The 15482-nt window shown below is 63.2% G+C and carries 16 protein-coding genes and 2 tRNA genes; 9 read left to right on the top strand and 9 right to left on the bottom strand.

The annotated features are described in order from the left end of the window. The first annotated feature begins 32 nt into the window (after positions 1-32). From AB6B38_RS03250 to AB6B38_RS03265, 4 genes are all read left to right on the top strand, one after another. Positions 33-629, top strand: a complete 597-nt coding sequence (locus AB6B38_RS03250) for a polysaccharide biosynthesis/export family protein (RefSeq protein ID WP_371394316.1) — start codon at positions 33-35, stop codon at positions 627-629. Positions 630-665: 36 nt separating this feature from the next. Further along, positions 666-2546: an O-antigen ligase family protein gene (locus AB6B38_RS03255; RefSeq protein WP_371394317.1), complete on the top strand. Its 1881-nt coding sequence runs from the start codon at positions 666-668 to the stop codon at positions 2544-2546. 255 nt (positions 2547-2801) lie between these two features. Next, positions 2802-3647, top strand: coding sequence for a transglutaminase-like cysteine peptidase (locus AB6B38_RS03260; protein ID WP_371394318.1), 846 nt, complete (start codon positions 2802-2804; stop codon positions 3645-3647). 171 nt (positions 3648-3818) lie between these two features. After that, a complete protein-coding gene (locus AB6B38_RS03265) occupies positions 3819-4286 on the top strand; it encodes a peptidase S1 (RefSeq protein ID WP_371394320.1) in 468 nt (155 codons plus the stop codon). Positions 4287-4342: 56 nt separating this feature from the next. Here the strand turns inward: AB6B38_RS03265 and AB6B38_RS03270 are convergent, their stop codons facing one another. The 3 genes from AB6B38_RS03270 to ppa form a co-directional block, all read right to left on the bottom strand. Continuing rightward, positions 4343-5317, bottom strand: coding sequence for a DUF3667 domain-containing protein (locus tag AB6B38_RS03270; protein ID WP_371394322.1), 975 nt, complete (start codon positions 5315-5317; stop codon positions 4343-4345). 43 nt (positions 5318-5360) lie between these two features. Continuing rightward, entirely contained in the window at positions 5361-6200 is an 840-nt protein-coding gene (locus AB6B38_RS03275; RefSeq protein ID WP_371394324.1) for an LOG family protein, read from the bottom strand. Positions 6201-6263: 63 nt separating this feature from the next. Continuing rightward, positions 6264-6791 carry an inorganic diphosphatase gene (ppa, locus tag AB6B38_RS03280; protein WP_371394325.1) on the bottom strand — a complete coding sequence of 176 codons (528 nt, stop codon included), beginning with the start codon at positions 6789-6791 and terminating at the stop codon, positions 6264-6266. Positions 6792-6958: 167 nt separating this feature from the next. Between ppa and AB6B38_RS03285 the strand changes: the two genes are divergently transcribed. From AB6B38_RS03285 to AB6B38_RS03300, 4 genes are all read left to right on the top strand, one after another. Continuing rightward, positions 6959-7573: a DUF192 domain-containing protein gene (locus tag AB6B38_RS03285; RefSeq protein ID WP_371394326.1), complete on the top strand. Its 615-nt coding sequence runs from the start codon at positions 6959-6961 to the stop codon at positions 7571-7573. Positions 7574-7630: 57 nt separating this feature from the next. Further along, positions 7631-7707, top strand: a tRNA-Pro gene (locus AB6B38_RS03290). A 52-nt stretch (positions 7708-7759) separates the two neighbouring features. Continuing rightward, complete coding sequence (locus tag AB6B38_RS03295; RefSeq protein ID WP_188451171.1) at positions 7760-8065, top strand: ETC complex I subunit; 306 nt, start codon at positions 7760-7762, stop codon at positions 8063-8065. A gap of 34 nt (positions 8066-8099) precedes the next feature. After that, positions 8100-8176, top strand: a tRNA-Arg gene (locus tag AB6B38_RS03300). 45 nt (positions 8177-8221) lie between these two features. Here AB6B38_RS03300 and AB6B38_RS03305 read toward each other — a convergent pair. From AB6B38_RS03305 to AB6B38_RS03325, 5 genes are all read right to left on the bottom strand, one after another. After that, positions 8222-9412 carry an IS481 family transposase gene (locus AB6B38_RS03305; RefSeq protein WP_371395064.1) on the bottom strand — a complete coding sequence of 397 codons (1191 nt, stop codon included), beginning with the start codon at positions 9410-9412 and terminating at the stop codon, positions 8222-8224. Between the two features lie 171 nt (positions 9413-9583). Then, a complete protein-coding gene (locus tag AB6B38_RS03310; protein ID WP_371394327.1) occupies positions 9584-10156 on the bottom strand; it encodes a hypothetical protein in 573 nt (190 codons plus the stop codon). Positions 10157-10174: 18 nt separating this feature from the next. Further along, on the bottom strand, positions 10175-10708 hold the full coding sequence (locus tag AB6B38_RS03315) for a paraquat-inducible protein A (RefSeq protein ID WP_371394328.1): 534 nt from the start codon (positions 10706-10708) through the stop codon (positions 10175-10177). Between the two features lie 319 nt (positions 10709-11027). Beyond that, on the bottom strand, positions 11028-12152 hold the full coding sequence (locus tag AB6B38_RS03320) for an acyl-CoA dehydrogenase family protein (protein WP_371394330.1): 1125 nt from the start codon (positions 12150-12152) through the stop codon (positions 11028-11030). A gap of 21 nt (positions 12153-12173) precedes the next feature. Further along, a complete protein-coding gene (locus AB6B38_RS03325; protein WP_371394332.1) occupies positions 12174-13352 on the bottom strand; it encodes an acyl-CoA dehydrogenase family protein in 1179 nt (392 codons plus the stop codon). A gap of 175 nt (positions 13353-13527) precedes the next feature. Here AB6B38_RS03325 and AB6B38_RS03330 point away from each other — a divergent pair, with 175 nt between their 5' ends. Beyond that, the gene (locus tag AB6B38_RS03330) at positions 13528-14601 is read left to right on the top strand and encodes a COX15/CtaA family protein (protein ID WP_371394333.1); all 1074 of its coding nucleotides are present in this window, start codon (positions 13528-13530) and stop codon (positions 14599-14601) included. Here AB6B38_RS03330 and AB6B38_RS03335 read toward each other — a convergent pair. Continuing rightward, on the bottom strand, positions 14585-15463 hold the full coding sequence (locus AB6B38_RS03335; protein WP_371394334.1) for a hypothetical protein: 879 nt from the start codon (positions 15461-15463) through the stop codon (positions 14585-14587). The two genes, AB6B38_RS03330 and AB6B38_RS03335, sit on opposite strands and share 17 nt — an antisense overlap. Between the last annotated feature and the right edge of the window lie 19 nt (positions 15464-15482).

A 15482-nucleotide genomic window follows, 5' to 3' on the forward strand; every position in this document is an offset into this window, starting at 1 on the left:
GAAGGCTCCGGATGTATCGAGGGGATGCTTCTATGTACCGCCTGCTGCTTGCGCTTGCTCTTGCCGTTTCCAATGTCGCCTGCGCCACGTCCGGGTCGGCCACCAGCGTGGTGACGGCCGACGGTTCGGAGGTTTTGCTGGCCGACGCGTCGCAGGAACAGCGCGAACTGGTCGAGTACCGCCTCGGCTCGGGCGACCGGCTGCGCGTTATCGTGTTCGGCGAGGACACGCTGTCGGGCGAGTATACGGTCGATGGCAGCGGCACGGTTTCGCTTCCCCTGATTGGCGAGGTCCAGGCTGGCGGCCTGTCCTTGCGCGAGTTCCAGCGCGCGGTGGAAGCTTCCTTGCGCGATGGTTATCTCAATGATCCGCGGGTCAGCGCCGAGGTGATGAATTTCCGCCCCTTCTACATTATGGGCGAGGTGCGCGAGCCGGGTGAGTATCCGTTCACATCCGGGCTGACTGTGGTCAATGCGGTCGCCACGGCGGGCGGGTTCTCCTACCGTGCCAATACCCGCATCGTGTTCATCAAGCGCGCCGGGTCCGACCGGGAAGTCCAGTATCCGCTGACCGTCAACACGCCGGTCCAGCCCGGTGACACGATCCGGATCGGCGAGCGGTTCTTCTAGGCTCTGTCCGCGTCAGGGCCAGAACCAGGAGCCGGGATGCCGGACGCCATCGCTCAATATGTCAGGCTGATATTCCCCGCCGGGGTGTGTCTGGTGCTTCTGGGTGCATCAGCGGTCTATTTTGGCGCCGATATTCCGGCGGCCAAGGCGATTTTTTCTTCCGTGGTCATTGCCGTTGCGGGGCTGGCATTTGCCGTGAACCCGGTATTCCGGCCCATGCCGGTTCTGTGGGGTGTTCTCGCCGTCCTGCTCGGCTTTGGCGTGCACCATGTGCTCATGGGGTGGATGGATACCGCCGCGCCGGAATTTGCCGCCCTGGCTGCCGCTGGCTGCATATGGCTGATGGGCTATGGCTGCGCACGCCAGCCCGATGCCGGGAGCGCGCTCTGGCGCGCCACGCTGACGGTGGGCTCGCTGATCGCGCTATGGGCCTTTGTCAGCTTCACCTTTGAGCCACGCAGCCCGGCCACTGCGCGGCTGAGCGGGGGCTTTCTGTCTGCGAATACGGCCGCCACCTTCTTCGGTATCATCGCCCTGATGGGGCTCACCGAGCTGCTGGGGCAGATCCGCAAGAGTTTGGGCAGCAGGCCCCCCGCGTTTGCGCGCAGGGCGTTTCCACTGGCTCTGGCACTGGTTTGCGTGATGATTTCGGCAAGCTGCCTTGTGCTGACCGCCTCGCGTGCAGGCATAGCCTTTGCCGGGCTCTGCGCTGTTGCGCTGACGGGCTGGCAGGTACTCGCCTGGACGCGCCATGGCGGCGTCAGCCAGAGAAGCACCGGCCTGGGCGTTGCGGGTATTGTGGCCGTTTTCGTCATCGGCGGGCTGGTGTGGACGGTCTCCGGCGAACTGGCCGGCGTGCGCTATGAGAGCGGCCTGCGTGAGAATCCGCGCGCGGAGCTGTTTGCCGCCTACTGGGAGGCTGTGGCGCTCGCTCCTCTTGCCGGTCACGGGCTGGGCAGTTTTGTCTTTACCAATGACCTCATCACCACCAGCCAGACGATACGCTCTCTGGGCAACACCAATGCAGCCCACAATGTCTTCCTCCAATGGCTGCTGCAGGCCGGGTGGAGCGGCGCGCTGGCCATGTGGGGCGTGGTCCTGCTGCTGATCTGGCAGGTCTGGCGCGGGCTGAAACTGCGCCGCCGGCACCGGGGCTATCTGCGCGCGGTCCTGTGCATATCGGCCTTCGTCACCCTGCATGGCCTGACCGACTTTGCGCTGGAAGTGCCGGGCGTCATGTGGTGGTGGGCCTGGATTTTGGGGCTGGGGGCCGGAATTGCTGCAGCCGGACGCCGCGAGCAGACCCGTCAGGCAGGACACGGCGCGGCGCGCACCGGCAGCCCGACCGCAATCGCGTCCAGAGCCGGGTTTGTGACGGCCGCCTTTGTCCTTGCAGGGCTTGCCGGGTGGCAGGGTCAGATGCGCGTCAGCGCCAACCTGGCGGGTGAGCTTGCGCCGGAGGCCCTGGCGGCTGTGGCCCAGCGCGATGGCCTGCCGCCCTCGGCCTATCTGCGCGATGCCTACGCCGCACGGGCCATTGCAGCCGATATTGGTGATCTCGATTTCGCGCACCGGGCCACGCTGGCGGCGATAGACCGCGAGCCCCGGCTGGTTACCGCGTGGAACCGGCTGGTCTATCTCGACCTTGTCCGCAACGGATATCTGACCGGGGCAGGGCAGGAGGCGCTGGCGCAGAGCTATTACCTTATCCCCTATGGCAGCCGTGATGTCGCACGGTGGCGCCTGCAGATCGCGGCGTCTGCATGGGAGCAGCTCACAAGTCTCAACCGTAGCGGTGTACGGCTGGAGCTGAGCGCACAGGCAATCAGGGACAGGCGCTGGCTCCAGCAGTTTGCCGCCGAGGTGCCAGACGGGTTTCGCGAAGAGGTTGAAGCCGTTCTGTCGCGCGCCAACTAGGGTCTGAACCCGCTGCACGGCGCCACCGGAACTTTCATCGAATAACGGTCTGGCCCGTCCGCGCAGACCGGGTTCGCGGGTATTTATGGTAAACAGAATTCAACCTGCGCTGCTTTTGTTAAATTAAATATTATTGTTAACTCCAATTAACTATAAAAAATACTACAATAAACGACATCTTAACTATAATAAATAGCGTGAACTTAAACCCGATTATTCAATGTCGCCCTCCGACAACGAGACGGAGGGGTGGACATGAAGGGGATGGATCCCGGATTGCTGGCGCGCGCATGGCGCAGCCTGGCTATTTCATGCCTCGCAGGGTTTGCCGTCACCGCGTGCGCAACGACGCCGCAGGCTTCATCCCATATGCCCGCCGCTGGTGTGGCGATGCCCCCGGCCGGACTGATTGATATGTGCCGCCGCGCACCGGAGATATGCGGTGCGGCGCAGGGCGAGACCGCCTCTGGGCTGCTGCTGGCAAGCGCGGAAACTGCCAGCACCGAGGCGACGGGCGGGACGTCGCTGACGGTGTATGGTGACGGGGCCAAGGCACTGCGCGCCGCGCCGGATGATACGCTTCTGCAAGAGCGCAGCGCCGCGCGGGACGTGGAGGGCGGCACAGCGCCGGGCGGCGAGACTGGCGAAGAGAATGCAGTGGATGGGCCGGCACTGGATGCTGACGGGCGCCTGGTGGCGGCACCGGGGCTCTTTGCCACGCTGAACCGGGTCAATCAGAGCATAAACATGCAGATACGGCCCCGCGAAGACCAGGAACTCTATGGTGTCGAGGATCACTGGACGCTGCCGCTGACCCTTGAAGGCACGGCAGAGGGCGATTGCGAAGATTACGCGCTGGAAAAGCGCCAGGCTCTTATCGCGGCGGGTGTGCCGGACAGCGCATTGTTTCTGGCGGTTGGCTATTCGCTGGCCACGGGCCGCCACGCAGTATTGGTGGTCAGCACAGACCAGGGCGATTATGTCCTCGACAACATGACGCCCTACATCCTGCCCTGGGCCGACACGCCTTATCACTGGACCGCGCGGCAAATGCCAGGTGACCTGCTTTCATGGCGCCACATGGCCGCGCAGGTATCCTAGTTTGCGCCATAGTCTCCATCTGAACTTTCCGGTCAGGTTTGCCAGATAGTCCAGATATCGCCGGTTTTTGCCTTTACCACGTCACGGTCACGTTATAGCGTCTGCACTGCTAGAGGGACGCATTCAGGCCGGGGCGGGGAGCCAAGCCGGTCGCATCTGGAGATCACCACCATGCTTCGTACTGCTGCAACCGCCGCCATCGGCGTGGCAATGCTGGCTGCCGCCGGAATGGCGCAGGATTACCGGCTTAACCCGATCTACGGCACCGTTTCGCTTCGCGGCGGCTTTACGCCGGATCCGTATGTCATCAATCTTCAGTCTGGCGGAAACGTCAACGCGGCCCAGACCCTGGGCGGCAGCTGCGTGGGGTACGTCGCCAACGCGCCGGACTTCCGCCTGCACTTCCAGGCTGGCAGCCTGCCACTGATTATCTCGGCAAATTCCAACTCCGACACCACCCTGGTGGTCAATGGCCCGGACGGCCGGTGGTATTGCAATGATGATGGTGGTCAGGGGCTGAACCCGTCACTGCGCTGGAACAGCCCGATGTCCGGCCAGTATGACATCTGGGTCGGCACCTGGGGTTCTAACAGCAACGCCAACGCCCAGCTCCACATTTCCGAGCTCTACAGCCAGTAGGCTGGTCTGAAATCGGTTTCGAGAGCCCGGCGGGAAACCGCCGGGCTTTTCGTTTTTCAGATCAGTGCGTGTATAAGGAGGAACTGGACCGGCCGGTAGATCAGCAGGTGAATGCCCACGATTGCCAGCAAGAAAAGCACCGTGGCCGGCACCACCCACCACCATGGAGTTTGATATGTGCGCCGTAGGGCGATCGTAAAATACACGGCGAGCGCAATCATGCTCAGTGGCATGAGTATCTGGAATGCGGTCACCGACCATGGCCCGCCAATATGCCCGCCAAGAAGGCCGATTGGACCGAGAACCACTTGCAACAGCAGGAGCGCAAAGCTGAACAGGTGAAGCGCTGATACAAAATGTTCGGCGAAGAACAGGCGCTTGCGGATGAATAGCAGGGTAAGGGCCAGCGCCATGAAGGGGACATGCAGGCCGATCAGCAGCTTGCTGACCTCCAGGTTGATGGCTTCATAGGCCCGCCTGTAGTCAGCAACCGTGTAGCCTTGGCGGTCCGCGCTTGCTTCCCGTCTTGCCACGTCACGAGCCGCCACGCGTCGCTCAACGAGCCGGGCCGCTAGTGGGCTGTGAAACTGACCCTGCCAGTTCTCCAGATACTCCCGGTAGGCCGGGTTCAACGCCTCGGAGTCCGGATGAGCCTGCAATGCGAGGTGACCGGGGACCTGGAATTCGAAGGGCTGAGAAAAGTCTGTCAGCGCCGGTGACAGGAAATAGACCAGATTGACGAGGATGAAGATCGTAAACGGGGCCAGCCAGAAGGCACGCTTGCCGTCGATATAGTCCCGCGAAAGCCGGCCGGGCCGGAATAATAGCGCCAGGAATGTTCGCCAGAACCGTCCGTCCAGATTGAGCACGGTGCCGAATGCGTCGCGCAGGAGGTGACCAAAGCGGCGCTCATTTCTGTCCAGTGCGCGCTGGCCGCATACGCCGCAATAGCGGGCGTTCAATGATGCCCCGCAATTGCGGCAATGCGCGTCCTGTCCTAGCGTGTCATCAAGGTGCGCCCGCCCGGTCATCGGGGCAGTCTAGAGCTGCGGGAACGATGCCAGCAAGCTCGGCCTACATCCCCTTGCCGGGATTGGGCAGGGCGTACTGGCACAGCTGGTCGACGATGTAGGTGAAGGCATCATCCACGCTGTCAGTGCGGTAGACGAGGTCGAGGTCTTCCTGGTTGATCGCCCCAAAGTCGGCCAGCGCCTGCAGATTGAGCACCTTGTCCCAGTATTCCGAGCCGAATAGCACGACCGGAAGGCGCTTTTTCATCTTGCGCGTCTGCAGCAGGGTGAGCGTCTCGAACAGCTCATCGAGCGTGCCGAACCCGCCGGGCATCAGCACCAGCGCCTTGGCCGGGTAGAGGAACCAGAATTTGCGCGTGAAGAAATAGTGGAACTCGAAATTGAGCTCCGGGGTCACGTAGGGGTTGTTGGTCTCTTCCTTGGGCAGGGTGATGCCCAGCCCGATCGTCTCGCCACCGGCGTCGCGCGCGCCGCGATTGGCTGCTTCCATGATGCCGGGACCGGCGCCGGTGCAGATGACAAAGCGGCGCTCCTGGCAATCCTCCAGATTGAGTGACCATTCGGTGAGGCGGCGCGCCAGCTCGCGCGTATCCTCATAGTATTGCGACATGAAGACGGCCCGTTCGGCGGCCTTGATATCCGCATTGGTTTTGCGTGCCGTCTCGAGAGCCGCCTCGGCATCCTGCCTGCAGGGAATGCGCGCCGAGCCGAAAAACAGGATCGTGTCATCGACCTTGTGGGTCTCGAACTGCTTCTTCGGGTAAAGATATTCGGCCAGAATGCGCAAAGGGCGCGCATCAGGCGACCCCATGAAATCGGGGTTCGCATACGCCTCTACCGGGTCGCCGGGCAGGGTTTCACTCACAAATTCGGTCTTCTTCATCGCCATCTCACTTCTTATGGAGCGAGATACCAGCACACGCCGCGAGGCCCGCAAACCGCTTTGTCAGCCCTTTACCCGCTTCAGCGAGTCCATGATGAGTTCCTCGGCGCGGGCCCTGCCGGCCCAGCCCTGGATTTTCACCCATTTATTGGGTTCAAGATCCTTGTAGTGCTCGAAAAAGTGGGTGATGCGCATGATCTGCGCCTTGGTGACATCGGTGTATTCCACGATGTCATCATAGAGCGGAGTGAGTTTGGGGTGCGGGCAGGCGAGGATTTTCTCGTCCATGCCGCTTTCGTCTTCCATCATCAGCACGCCGATGGGCCGCGCTCGCACCACACAGCCCGGCACCAGCGTCGTCTGGCCCAGCACCATGACATCAATCGGGTCACCATCTTCGGACAGGGTGTGCGGCATGAAGCCGTAATTGCACGGATAGCGCATGGGCGTGTGCAGGAAGCGGTCGACGAAGACCGTGCCGGATGCCTTGTCCATCTCGTATTTCACCGGCTCGCCGCCGACGGGAACCTCGATGATGACATTGATGTCGGTCGGCGGATTAATACCGGCGGAAATCTGGTCGATGCGCATGACAGGGAGCCTTCGATCTTGTGTGCGCCCGTGCGGGACGGGCTGGTTTTGGCCGTGTGATAACGGCTTGAGCGCGTGAGGCAAGCCGCATTTTGCACTGCACAATAAGCGCCCGCCAGGCTGCATGAGCGATTGCGCGCCGCGCGCCGCTTGGCTAGCGTGCGGCCATGACAATACAACGCTTCATCCTTTTCGCCGCGCCGTTTCTGGCGCTCGTCCTGTTCGCTGCGGCTTATGCCCAGACCGATCCCACCGCGCCGGGCGCGGTGGTGGAATATGGCGGGCCGGACCCGGTCATCATCGAGACAGCCGAAGGTCCGGTTGAGTTTATCGCCGAGATTGCGGCCACCGATGCGGCGCGGACGCGCGGCATGATGTACCGCGAATCCATGGAGCCGAACGAGGCGATGCTGTTTGACTTCGAAGTCGTGCAGCCGGTCGCCATCTGGATGGCCAACACGCTGATCCCGCTGGACATTATCTTCATCCGCGAGGACGGCACGATTGCCAAGATCATTGCGAATGCACAGCCGCTTTCGCGCCGCTCTTTGCCGTCGGACTTCCCGGTTCTGGCCGTGCTGGAGATCGCGGGCGGGCGCTCTGCGGAGACCGGCATTGCGCCGGGTGATCTGGTGCGTCACGCCCTGTTTGGCACCGATATGGCCGATGAGCCGATGGTGGACGCCGAAGAAGTGGATGCTGGCGAGGACGCCGCAGAGGACGCCGTTGAACCGGACGCGGAAGACGCTGATGCCGGCACGGAAGAGGCCGCTGAGGAGTAGGGCGCGTCCCGGCCTTGCGCGTGCGCACGGCTTTGCCTAAACGATGCACACGAAATTCGGGGCGTAGCGCAGCCTGGTAGCGCATCTGCTTTGGGAGCAGAGGGTCGCAAGTTCGAATCTTGCCGCCCCGACCAGCATTGTTGACGGCCGGGCCTTTGGCCCGGACGAGCGAGGAAAGAGGCAGGGATGTTCGCACGTATCTATCAGCCTTCGCGAAATGCCATGCAATCGGGCCGCGCCCGGACCAAAGCCTGGGTGCTGGAGTTTGAACCCGCGCAGGCCAAGCGCCCTGATCCGCTGATGGGCTGGGCGGGCTCGGGCGATACCCGCCGTCAGGTGCATCTCTCCTTTGATACGCGCGACGAGGCGGTGGCCTATGCCAAGCGCTATGGCATACCTTTCCAGATCCGCGAGGCGCGCGAGACCACGCGGCGCATCAAATCCTACGCGTCCAACTTTGCTGCCGACCGCAAGGAGCCCTGGTCGCACTGACCTTGGCTTTGCTGGCGGCCCGGCAGGCGTGATTGACCCCGTAGCTCAGCTGGATAGAGCGCTCGCCTTCTAAGCGAATGGTCGCAGGTTCGAATCCTGCCGGGGTCGCCACCTGCTCTTTTTGTACGACCCGGAGACATAGGTAACGGATTGTACCTAAGACATGGGTGACACCCGCGTGCCGAACGGGTTGTCGATAGTCTGCAGGGTTTTCTGTTCCAGGTCGATATATCCCAGATCGTAGGTCATGAAGCTGACGAGCCAGATGCCGTCGTCGACTTCCTTGATTCCGAGTTTCTGGCCGGCGAGCACGGTTGAGATGTTGATCTTCTTGCGGTGCATGCAGATGCGCCCGCATGCGGTGACCAGAATGTCCTTGTCGTGGAGGGGGTAGTCGATCTCCTGCAGTCCCTGCCATGGCCTTGAGGCGGGCGTGTAGAGTTCGCCCGGCGTCTTCATGGCGATGGCTTCGTGCGGGCGTTCTGTATTGAACTCGCTGACGAATGCGTCGAACCGGGCCTGCTGCTGAAGGGCGTTCATGCCCGGCGGGCGGGCAGTTTCCTGCTTCAGGGTCCGGTGCATGCGCTCGTGGCGGCCGTTCTGCTGGGGATGGCCGGGCCTGATGCGCTCGATGGCGATGCCGAGCCTGAGCCAGAGCACGGACAGCCGCGACAGGTTGTAGAGCCCGTTGGGGCTGGCGAAGGGCAGGCCGTTATCGCTTCTGATGGCGGCTGGCAGGCCGCGCTCCCTGAACACGCTCACGAAGGTCTCGATGACGGGCCGCTCCTTGGTACTCTCAAGGGCTTCGCAAACCAGGATCATGCGCGAGGCCTGGTCGGTGACGGTCAGGGGGTAACAATAGCGCCCGTCGCCCAGCTTGAACTCACCCTTGAAGTCGGCGCACCACAGATCGTTGGGCTCAAAGGCCTGCGACAGCGCCGTGCCCACGGCCTTGTTGGCCGTGCGCCGCTTGCGCGACCGGCTGACCAGGCCGTGCCGGTCAAGCACCGCATGGACGGTGCTCCTGGCCGGGATGCGCACATCACCGGCCAGCTTGCGCACCAGCAACTCGCGGATCTTCCTGGCGCCCCAGTGAGGCTTCTCGCGCTTGGCTTCCACGATCAGCCGCTCGATCTGGTCAGGCAGCTGGTTGGCGTAGCGCACCGGGCGGCGCGAGCGGTCGCACAGCGCCTCCAGACCCTCTTGCCTGTAGCGGCCCCATATCTTGTAGCCGGTCTTGCGCGAGATGCCGAACTGGCGGCAGACCTCGCTCATGCTCTCGCCATCCAGAAGACGGCCGACAAACCGAACACGCTCATCCATTACCGAACACTCCTTCCACGGCATCTCCACCTCCAGCCCAAAGCCAAAAGTGTGACCCATGTGTCCGGTACGTTCCGTCACCTATCTCTCAGGTCGCTCATTTATAATGTTGATTTAATTTATATATTCGGCCCATTTACTGCCATGGGCTGTAGCGTTTACAGCGTTGCTTTCTGGTCGTGGCGACGCACAGGCTTAGCTTGGAATTCGAGGTCCGGTCGCGATGAGGCCCTGGCAGATTACCTGCAGCGCGCGAGCCTCGCTGATGGCGATCTGGACATTGAACCGACCGCCGAGCCACAGTCCATGTTCATTTATGACCGTTGAACTCGCGTCTGCGGTTACGCCCTGAATAACGTCTGACCGCTCGAACCGGCTTTGTTGGTGGCCACGGCCTTCAAAGTATTCATCCACGTGAACGGTCATATTGCGTAGCTCGCGGCCCTCAGTGAACAGGTGCGCTGCCTTCTGGAGATGGGGTTCCAATTCCGGATAGGTCGCGCAGGCCCACTTCAGGCGAACGGCTGCCTCACCAATCGTGCTGATGAAGTGAAAACGTTCGATTTCAAATGAAAGCCTCGCCTCCTCGTAGTCGGCCTCGGCTTGTGGGTCACGCCAACGTTCCATTTTAGCAGCTAGGCTTTGTTCCAGCTTGGCATTGGCATTGAGCAGGACGAGGCCGTCATTCTCAATCGCCCACGGCCATAGCTCTATGCACTGTTGGTGGAACCAGCCAATTGTTCTGGCGCGGTCGGTCGTCTCATCCATCAAAGTCTCCCGTAGACACTATTCGTAGCCGCCCGCCGCTTGCCCCACGCCCCGCTCCCTCAGATCGCGCGCCATCACGCCGGAGGCCAGCATCAGGCTGAGCGCGCTGGCGGCGAAGAACCACAGGCCGGGCTGGCTGGCGGCGGTGGAGAGTGCCTCGTTCGACCAGATCACGATAGCCAGCGCCACGACCACCACATCGGTGAAGGACCATTTGCCCAATAGCTCTATCCAGCGCATGGCCAGAGGACTGACGCGCGAGGGGGGCAGGCGGTGGATGGCGATCAGCATGGACACTTTCAACAGCGGCGTGCCGAGCGAGAAGGTCGCGATGAGCAGGGCCAGCACCGGCTCGCGCGCGCCAATGAGGGCGGCGATGGTGTCGAGGATGGAATAGCTGACCTTGAAGACGATGAGGCTCTGCGCCTCAAAGAGCGGCAGCATGATGCCCGGCGGAAACAGGATAATGCCCAGGATCAAGAGCGCGCGGGCCATCGCCCCGCCCGTGCCATGCGGGTTGTCCCTGGTGTCAGCTTGCTCCCGCCCGTCCATGGTTAACACCGTCCGGGGCGATTGTGGCGGAACGGGGGCGGGGAGCCCTTCCAGGCGTTTCCCCGACGCAAGTCGGTGCACAGAAAGCTGGACACCGGCGTTCGCCGGTGAAACGCGGAGAAGACGGCGGTGCAGGACGAAAAAAAGCTGGATCCCGGGTCAAGCCCGGGAACCCGGTTGAGAGCTTGGTGTCATATATCACCGGGGTCCCCCGCCCCGACGGGGGACCGAGAAATCATAGGGTTTCCAGATAAGCGCTGGCGCGCTTTCTGGAATGACGAAGAGGAGGAAGGGCCGTCGATCTAATACCCCTGACTATCTAATACCCCGAAAGTTTCGCCACCTGGCCTGCGCCCCAGGCATCATCGCCTAGGAACTCGCCGGCGGCCTGCGCGCGCTTGTAGTAGAGGCCGATATCGTACTCGTCGGTCATGCCGACACCGCCGAACATCTGGATGCCTTCGGAGGTGGCAAAGCGCGACACGGCGGTCGCCTTGGCCTTGGCCGCTGCCGCCCAGATCGGTGCCTGTGAGGGCGTTTCATCGAGCGTGCGCAGCGCCTTCATCACGATGGAGCGGGCCATCTCGATTTCAGACAGCAGGTGCGCGGCGCGGTGCTGCAGCCCCTGGAAGCTCGCAATCGGCACGCCGAACTGCTCGCGTTCCTTGATGTAATCGATGGTGACATCGAATGCCTGTTCGGCAACGCCAAGGCTTTCAGCCGCGATGCAGGCCCGGCCCACATCGAGAATGTGTTTCAGCGCGCCTTCAGTGTCCTCCGCGCCGTCCAGCAGGGCATCACCGTCGAGCGCCACGTCCTCGAAGGTGAAGTCGGCGGGCAGATGGCTGTCGACCGTGCGGCGGGCCTTGCGGGTCACGCCCTTCTGATTGCAGTCGACGAGTACCAGGCAGGGCGCGCCCTCCTCATTGCGGGCCACCACGATGACGGCATCAGCCGCCGCGCCATTGGCGACAAAGCGCTTGGTGCCGTTCAGCACCAGCCCATTGCCCTGCTTTTTCGCGGTCGTGTTGATGTGCTCAGGATTGTGGCGGGCGCGCTCATCCACGGCGAAGCCGATCACGGTTTCACCGGAGACGATTTTCGGCAGCCATTTGGCTTTCTGCGCGTCGCTGCCCGCTGCCCGCAGGGCCGTCGCGGCCAGCACGGCGGTGGAGAGGAAGGGGGAGGGGGTGAGCGTGCGGCCCATCTCCTGCAGGAGGAGGCCAGCGGCGAACACGCCGAAATCGGCCCCGCCATGGTCTTCCTCGACCAGAATGCCGGTCCAGCCCATCTCGGCCATGGATGACCACAGATCGCGCGAGAAGCCGTCCGGGTTGTTTTCGTCGCGCAGCTTGCGGAACGCCGTCACGGGCGCGGTTTCGGTGAGGAAGCTGCGCGCGCTGTCACGCAGCATCTGCTCTTCTTCGTTCAGGACAAAGCTCATGGATAAAATGCCTTATGAAAATCAGGTGCCGGGGAGCTCAAGCACGCGCTTGGCGACGATATTGAGCTGGATCTCGCTGGTGCCGCCCTCGATGGAATTGGCGCGGCTGCGCAGCCAGGAGCGGGCGGCATCGCCATCCTCTTCCTTCTCACCTTCCCACAAGAGGCCGTCAGAGCCGAGCGCGGACATGTTCAGCTCATGGCGGCGCTTGTTCAGCTCGGTACCGACATATTTCAGGATCGAGGCTTTGGCGCCGACGCCTTCGCCCTTGTCGGCCTCGTCCTTCACGCGGCGCAGCGTGGCTTCAAACGCCAGCGCATCGATGGTCAGGCGCGCGACATCGCCGCGCAGGATCGGATCGGCGATCTGGCCCTTTTCGTCGACTTCGCCCGCCAGATGGGCCGCGCCCACCGGGTTGAGACCGCCGGAGACAGCGTCAGAGACGATACCCGCGCGCTCGTGGCTCAGGAGGTATTTGGCGATGTCCCAGCCCTGACCCGGCTTGCCGACCACATGGCTGACCGGCGCGCGCGCATCATCAAAGAAAGTCTCGCAGAAGGGTGATTTGCCGGAGATCAGCTTGATCGGCTTGGTGGAAACGCCGGGCGTATCCATGTCGATCAGGATGAAGGAAATGCCTAAGTGCTTGGGTGCGTCAGCCTCGGTGCGCACGAGCGCGAAAATCCAGTCGGACTTGTCGGCGTAGGAGGTCCACACCTTCTGGCCGTTGATGACGTATTCATCGCCGTCCAGCACGCCCTTGGTGCGGAGGCTGGCAAGGTCCGAGCCTGCGCCCGGCTCTGAATAGCCCTGACACCAGCGGATTTCCCCGCGCGCGATTTTGGGCAGATGCTCGCGCTTCTGCTCTTCGCTGCCGTATTTGAGCAAAGCCGGTCCAAGCATCCAGATGCCGAAGCTGTCCAGCGGCGAGCGCGCCTTCATCGCCTTCATTTCGTCCTTGAGGATGAAGGCTTCTTCCTTGGACAGGCCGCCGCCGCCATACTCCTTGGGCCAGGCCGGTACGGTCCAGCCGCGCTCCGCCATGCGCTCCAGCCAGATGCGCTGGTCGTCGCTGGCAAAGGTCCAGTTGCGCCCGCCCCAGCAGATATCGGCCTCGCCCTTGGCGGGCACGCGCATGCCCGGCGGGCAGTTCGCCTCCAGCCAGTCGCGGGTCTCTTTGCGGAATGTTTCAAGGGACATTCGAGGTCTCCTCCCGTTTACGTTTACGTCAAGGTTAGGCTGAGGCTGCGCGTGACGCCAGCCCCGATTTGCGTTTCGGTGTGCGCACGCAGCGCGGCGAAAGCGCGCGCATCGCTTGCAGGACGCCGCCAACACGATAAGTAGCTGCGCAACGCTGACCGACCAGAGGCTGCCCATGTCCGCCCATACTGCACTGCCACGCCCCTTCACGCAGGAAGGCACCAGCCGCGCCATGTTCTGGTGGCTGTTGGTCATCGCCGCGCTGGTGATCGCGATGATCGTGGTCGGCGGGGCGACGCGGCTGACGGGGTCCGGCCTCTCGATCACGGAATGGCGGCCCGTCACCGGCGCCATCCCGCCCATGACCGAGCAGGGCTGGCAGGAGGAGCTGGAGAAGTACCGGCAGATTCCCCAATACCAGCTGCAGAACCGCGGGATGAGCATGGAGGAATTCCAGTTCATCTATTGGTGGGAGTGGGGCCATCGCCAGCTTGGCCGCTTCCTCGGCTTCGCGTTTGCGCTGCCCTTCGCTTTCTTCCTGTTCACGCGGCGCGTGCCGCCGCGCCTGCAGACGCGGCTATGGGTGCTGTTTGCGCTCGGCGGGCTGCAGGGCGCGATTGGCTGGTGGATGGTCGCCTCCGGGCTGACAGAGCGCGTCTCGGTCAGCCAGTACCGGCTAGCCACCCATCTCATCATGGCATTTGCGATTCTGGGCCTGACGCTGTGGACGGCGCTGGAGCTGCGCTACGGCAAGACGCCCATCCTACAGCGTGGAAAGCTGTTCACGCTCGCCAGCGTGTTCTGGGGCGCGGTGCTGTTCCAGATTGCGCTCGGCGCGCTGGTGGCGGGCACCGGGGCAGGGCGCATCTTTACCACCTGGCCGGGCTTTGACGGCCAGCTGATCCCGGAAGACTATCTCTCCGGCCTGCCCATCTGGCGCGCCGTGTTTGAAAGCCTGCCAGCGGTGCAGTTCCAGCATCGCTGGGTGGGATATGCGTTGGCCATTCTGGGGGGCGTGCTGGCCTTCCGGCTGTGGCGCACCGGCGCTGAGGACTTGCGCCGCGCAGGGACCGTGTTGCCGGTGCTGATCGCCGGGCAGGTAACGCTGGGCATCTGGACGCTGGTTTCGGCCTCGCCGCTGAACCTGTCGCTCGCCCATCAGGGCGGCGCGATTGCGCTCTTCCTGATGGCGGGCTTTACGACCTGGCTGACGGCGCGGACGGAGACCGGGGCTACTCCGGCGCGGTAACGGCCCGGCCCAGCACGTCGCGCGTCACCAGCTTGATCCGGCCATCTTCGCCATCGTGAATGGCGGCGAGGCCATTGGAAAAGCCCATGCCGCTGAAGGGCAAATCGGTGACGGTGAGCGCGCCGGGGCGATCCAGCCCGGCAATCGACATTTCGCTGCGCACTTCAATGGCCGAAATCTCTTCCAGCGTGCGTGCGTCAAACACGCCGACCACGCCTTCTGCAGCGAGCGGCACCAGCACGACAGGGCGGCCATAAAGCTCGGTATAGGCAAAGTGCAGGACCGATATGCCATCGGCATCGGCGCGTACCGAACCTTCAGAGTCGACGCGGGCCAGACCACCGGTTGAACTGCCGATGATGATGTCGCCATCCACGCCTGCGCAGCGCTCGGCGGTGAAGGGCAGGGCGATTTCGGCGGTGCGGTTGAGCGTCAGGCGTTCTCCGCCCGTATCCATCATCCGCCAGACGGTGGCGCGCCGGTTGGCGTGCAACAGGGCAAGTTCGACAAACCCGGTCCCGCGCCGGTAGAGGCAGACGCCCTCGACCGGATCGCTGACACTGGCAACATCCAGAGGCAGGGGCTCGACGGCCTGCATGCCCGGCAGAACGATGAAGCCGCGCACCAGCCGGTCGGCATCGCTGCCAAACAGCAGTGAGAGCGTGGTTCCGCGCATGTCAAACGCCGGTACGGCGGCCAGGCTGGTCAGGGCCGGGCCAGCCGTCTGGAAGACGCGCTCGCCAAAATCGTTGAAGGCGTCGAACCCGCCACCGCGCACGGCCGCGATGATAAGGCCCGCATCGCGCGCCTCTCCATTGGGCAGCAGCGCGATGTGATCGGCGGCGCTGGCCTCCTGCGTCATCCCCGTGACCGGAACCGCG

It is taken from the genome of Glycocaulis abyssi (assembly GCF_041429775.1).
In the GTDB taxonomy this organism is placed as follows: domain Bacteria; phylum Pseudomonadota; class Alphaproteobacteria; order Caulobacterales; family Maricaulaceae; genus Glycocaulis; species Glycocaulis abyssi.

Bases quoted from the DNA above. Each gene is read 5' to 3' on its own strand.
- AB6B38_RS03250 (WP_371394316.1), top strand. From the start codon at position 33: ATGTACCGCCTGCTGCTTGCGCTTGCTCTTGCCGTTTCCAATGTCGCC.
- AB6B38_RS03255 (WP_371394317.1), top strand. From the start codon at position 666: ATGCCGGACGCCATCGCTCAATATGTCAGGCTGATATTCCCCGCCGGG.
- AB6B38_RS03260 (WP_371394318.1), top strand. From the start codon at position 2,802: ATGAAGGGGATGGATCCCGGATTGCTGGCGCGCGCATGGCGCAGCCTG.
- AB6B38_RS03265 (WP_371394320.1), top strand. From the start codon at position 3,819: ATGCTTCGTACTGCTGCAACCGCCGCCATCGGCGTGGCAATGCTGGCT.
- AB6B38_RS03270 (WP_371394322.1), bottom strand. From the start codon at position 5,317: ATGACCGGGCGGGCGCACCTTGATGACACGCTAGGACAGGACGCGCAT.
- AB6B38_RS03275 (WP_371394324.1), bottom strand. From the start codon at position 6,200: ATGAAGAAGACCGAATTTGTGAGTGAAACCCTGCCCGGCGACCCGGTA.
- ppa (WP_371394325.1), bottom strand. From the start codon at position 6,791: ATGCGCATCGACCAGATTTCCGCCGGTATTAATCCGCCGACCGACATC.
- AB6B38_RS03285 (WP_371394326.1), top strand. From the start codon at position 6,959: ATGACAATACAACGCTTCATCCTTTTCGCCGCGCCGTTTCTGGCGCTC.
- AB6B38_RS03295 (WP_188451171.1), top strand. From the start codon at position 7,760: ATGTTCGCACGTATCTATCAGCCTTCGCGAAATGCCATGCAATCGGGC.
- AB6B38_RS03305 (WP_371395064.1), bottom strand. From the start codon at position 9,412: ATGCCGTGGAAGGAGTGTTCGGTAATGGATGAGCGTGTTCGGTTTGTC.
- AB6B38_RS03310 (WP_371394327.1), bottom strand. From the start codon at position 10,156: ATGGATGAGACGACCGACCGCGCCAGAACAATTGGCTGGTTCCACCAA.
- AB6B38_RS03315 (WP_371394328.1), bottom strand. From the start codon at position 10,708: ATGGACGGGCGGGAGCAAGCTGACACCAGGGACAACCCGCATGGCACG.
- AB6B38_RS03320 (WP_371394330.1), bottom strand. From the start codon at position 12,152: ATGAGCTTTGTCCTGAACGAAGAAGAGCAGATGCTGCGTGACAGCGCG.
- AB6B38_RS03325 (WP_371394332.1), bottom strand. From the start codon at position 13,352: ATGTCCCTTGAAACATTCCGCAAAGAGACCCGCGACTGGCTGGAGGCG.
- AB6B38_RS03330 (WP_371394333.1), top strand. From the start codon at position 13,528: ATGTCCGCCCATACTGCACTGCCACGCCCCTTCACGCAGGAAGGCACC.
- AB6B38_RS03335 (WP_371394334.1), bottom strand. From the start codon at position 15,463: ATGACGCAGGAGGCCAGCGCCGCCGATCACATCGCGCTGCTGCCCAAT.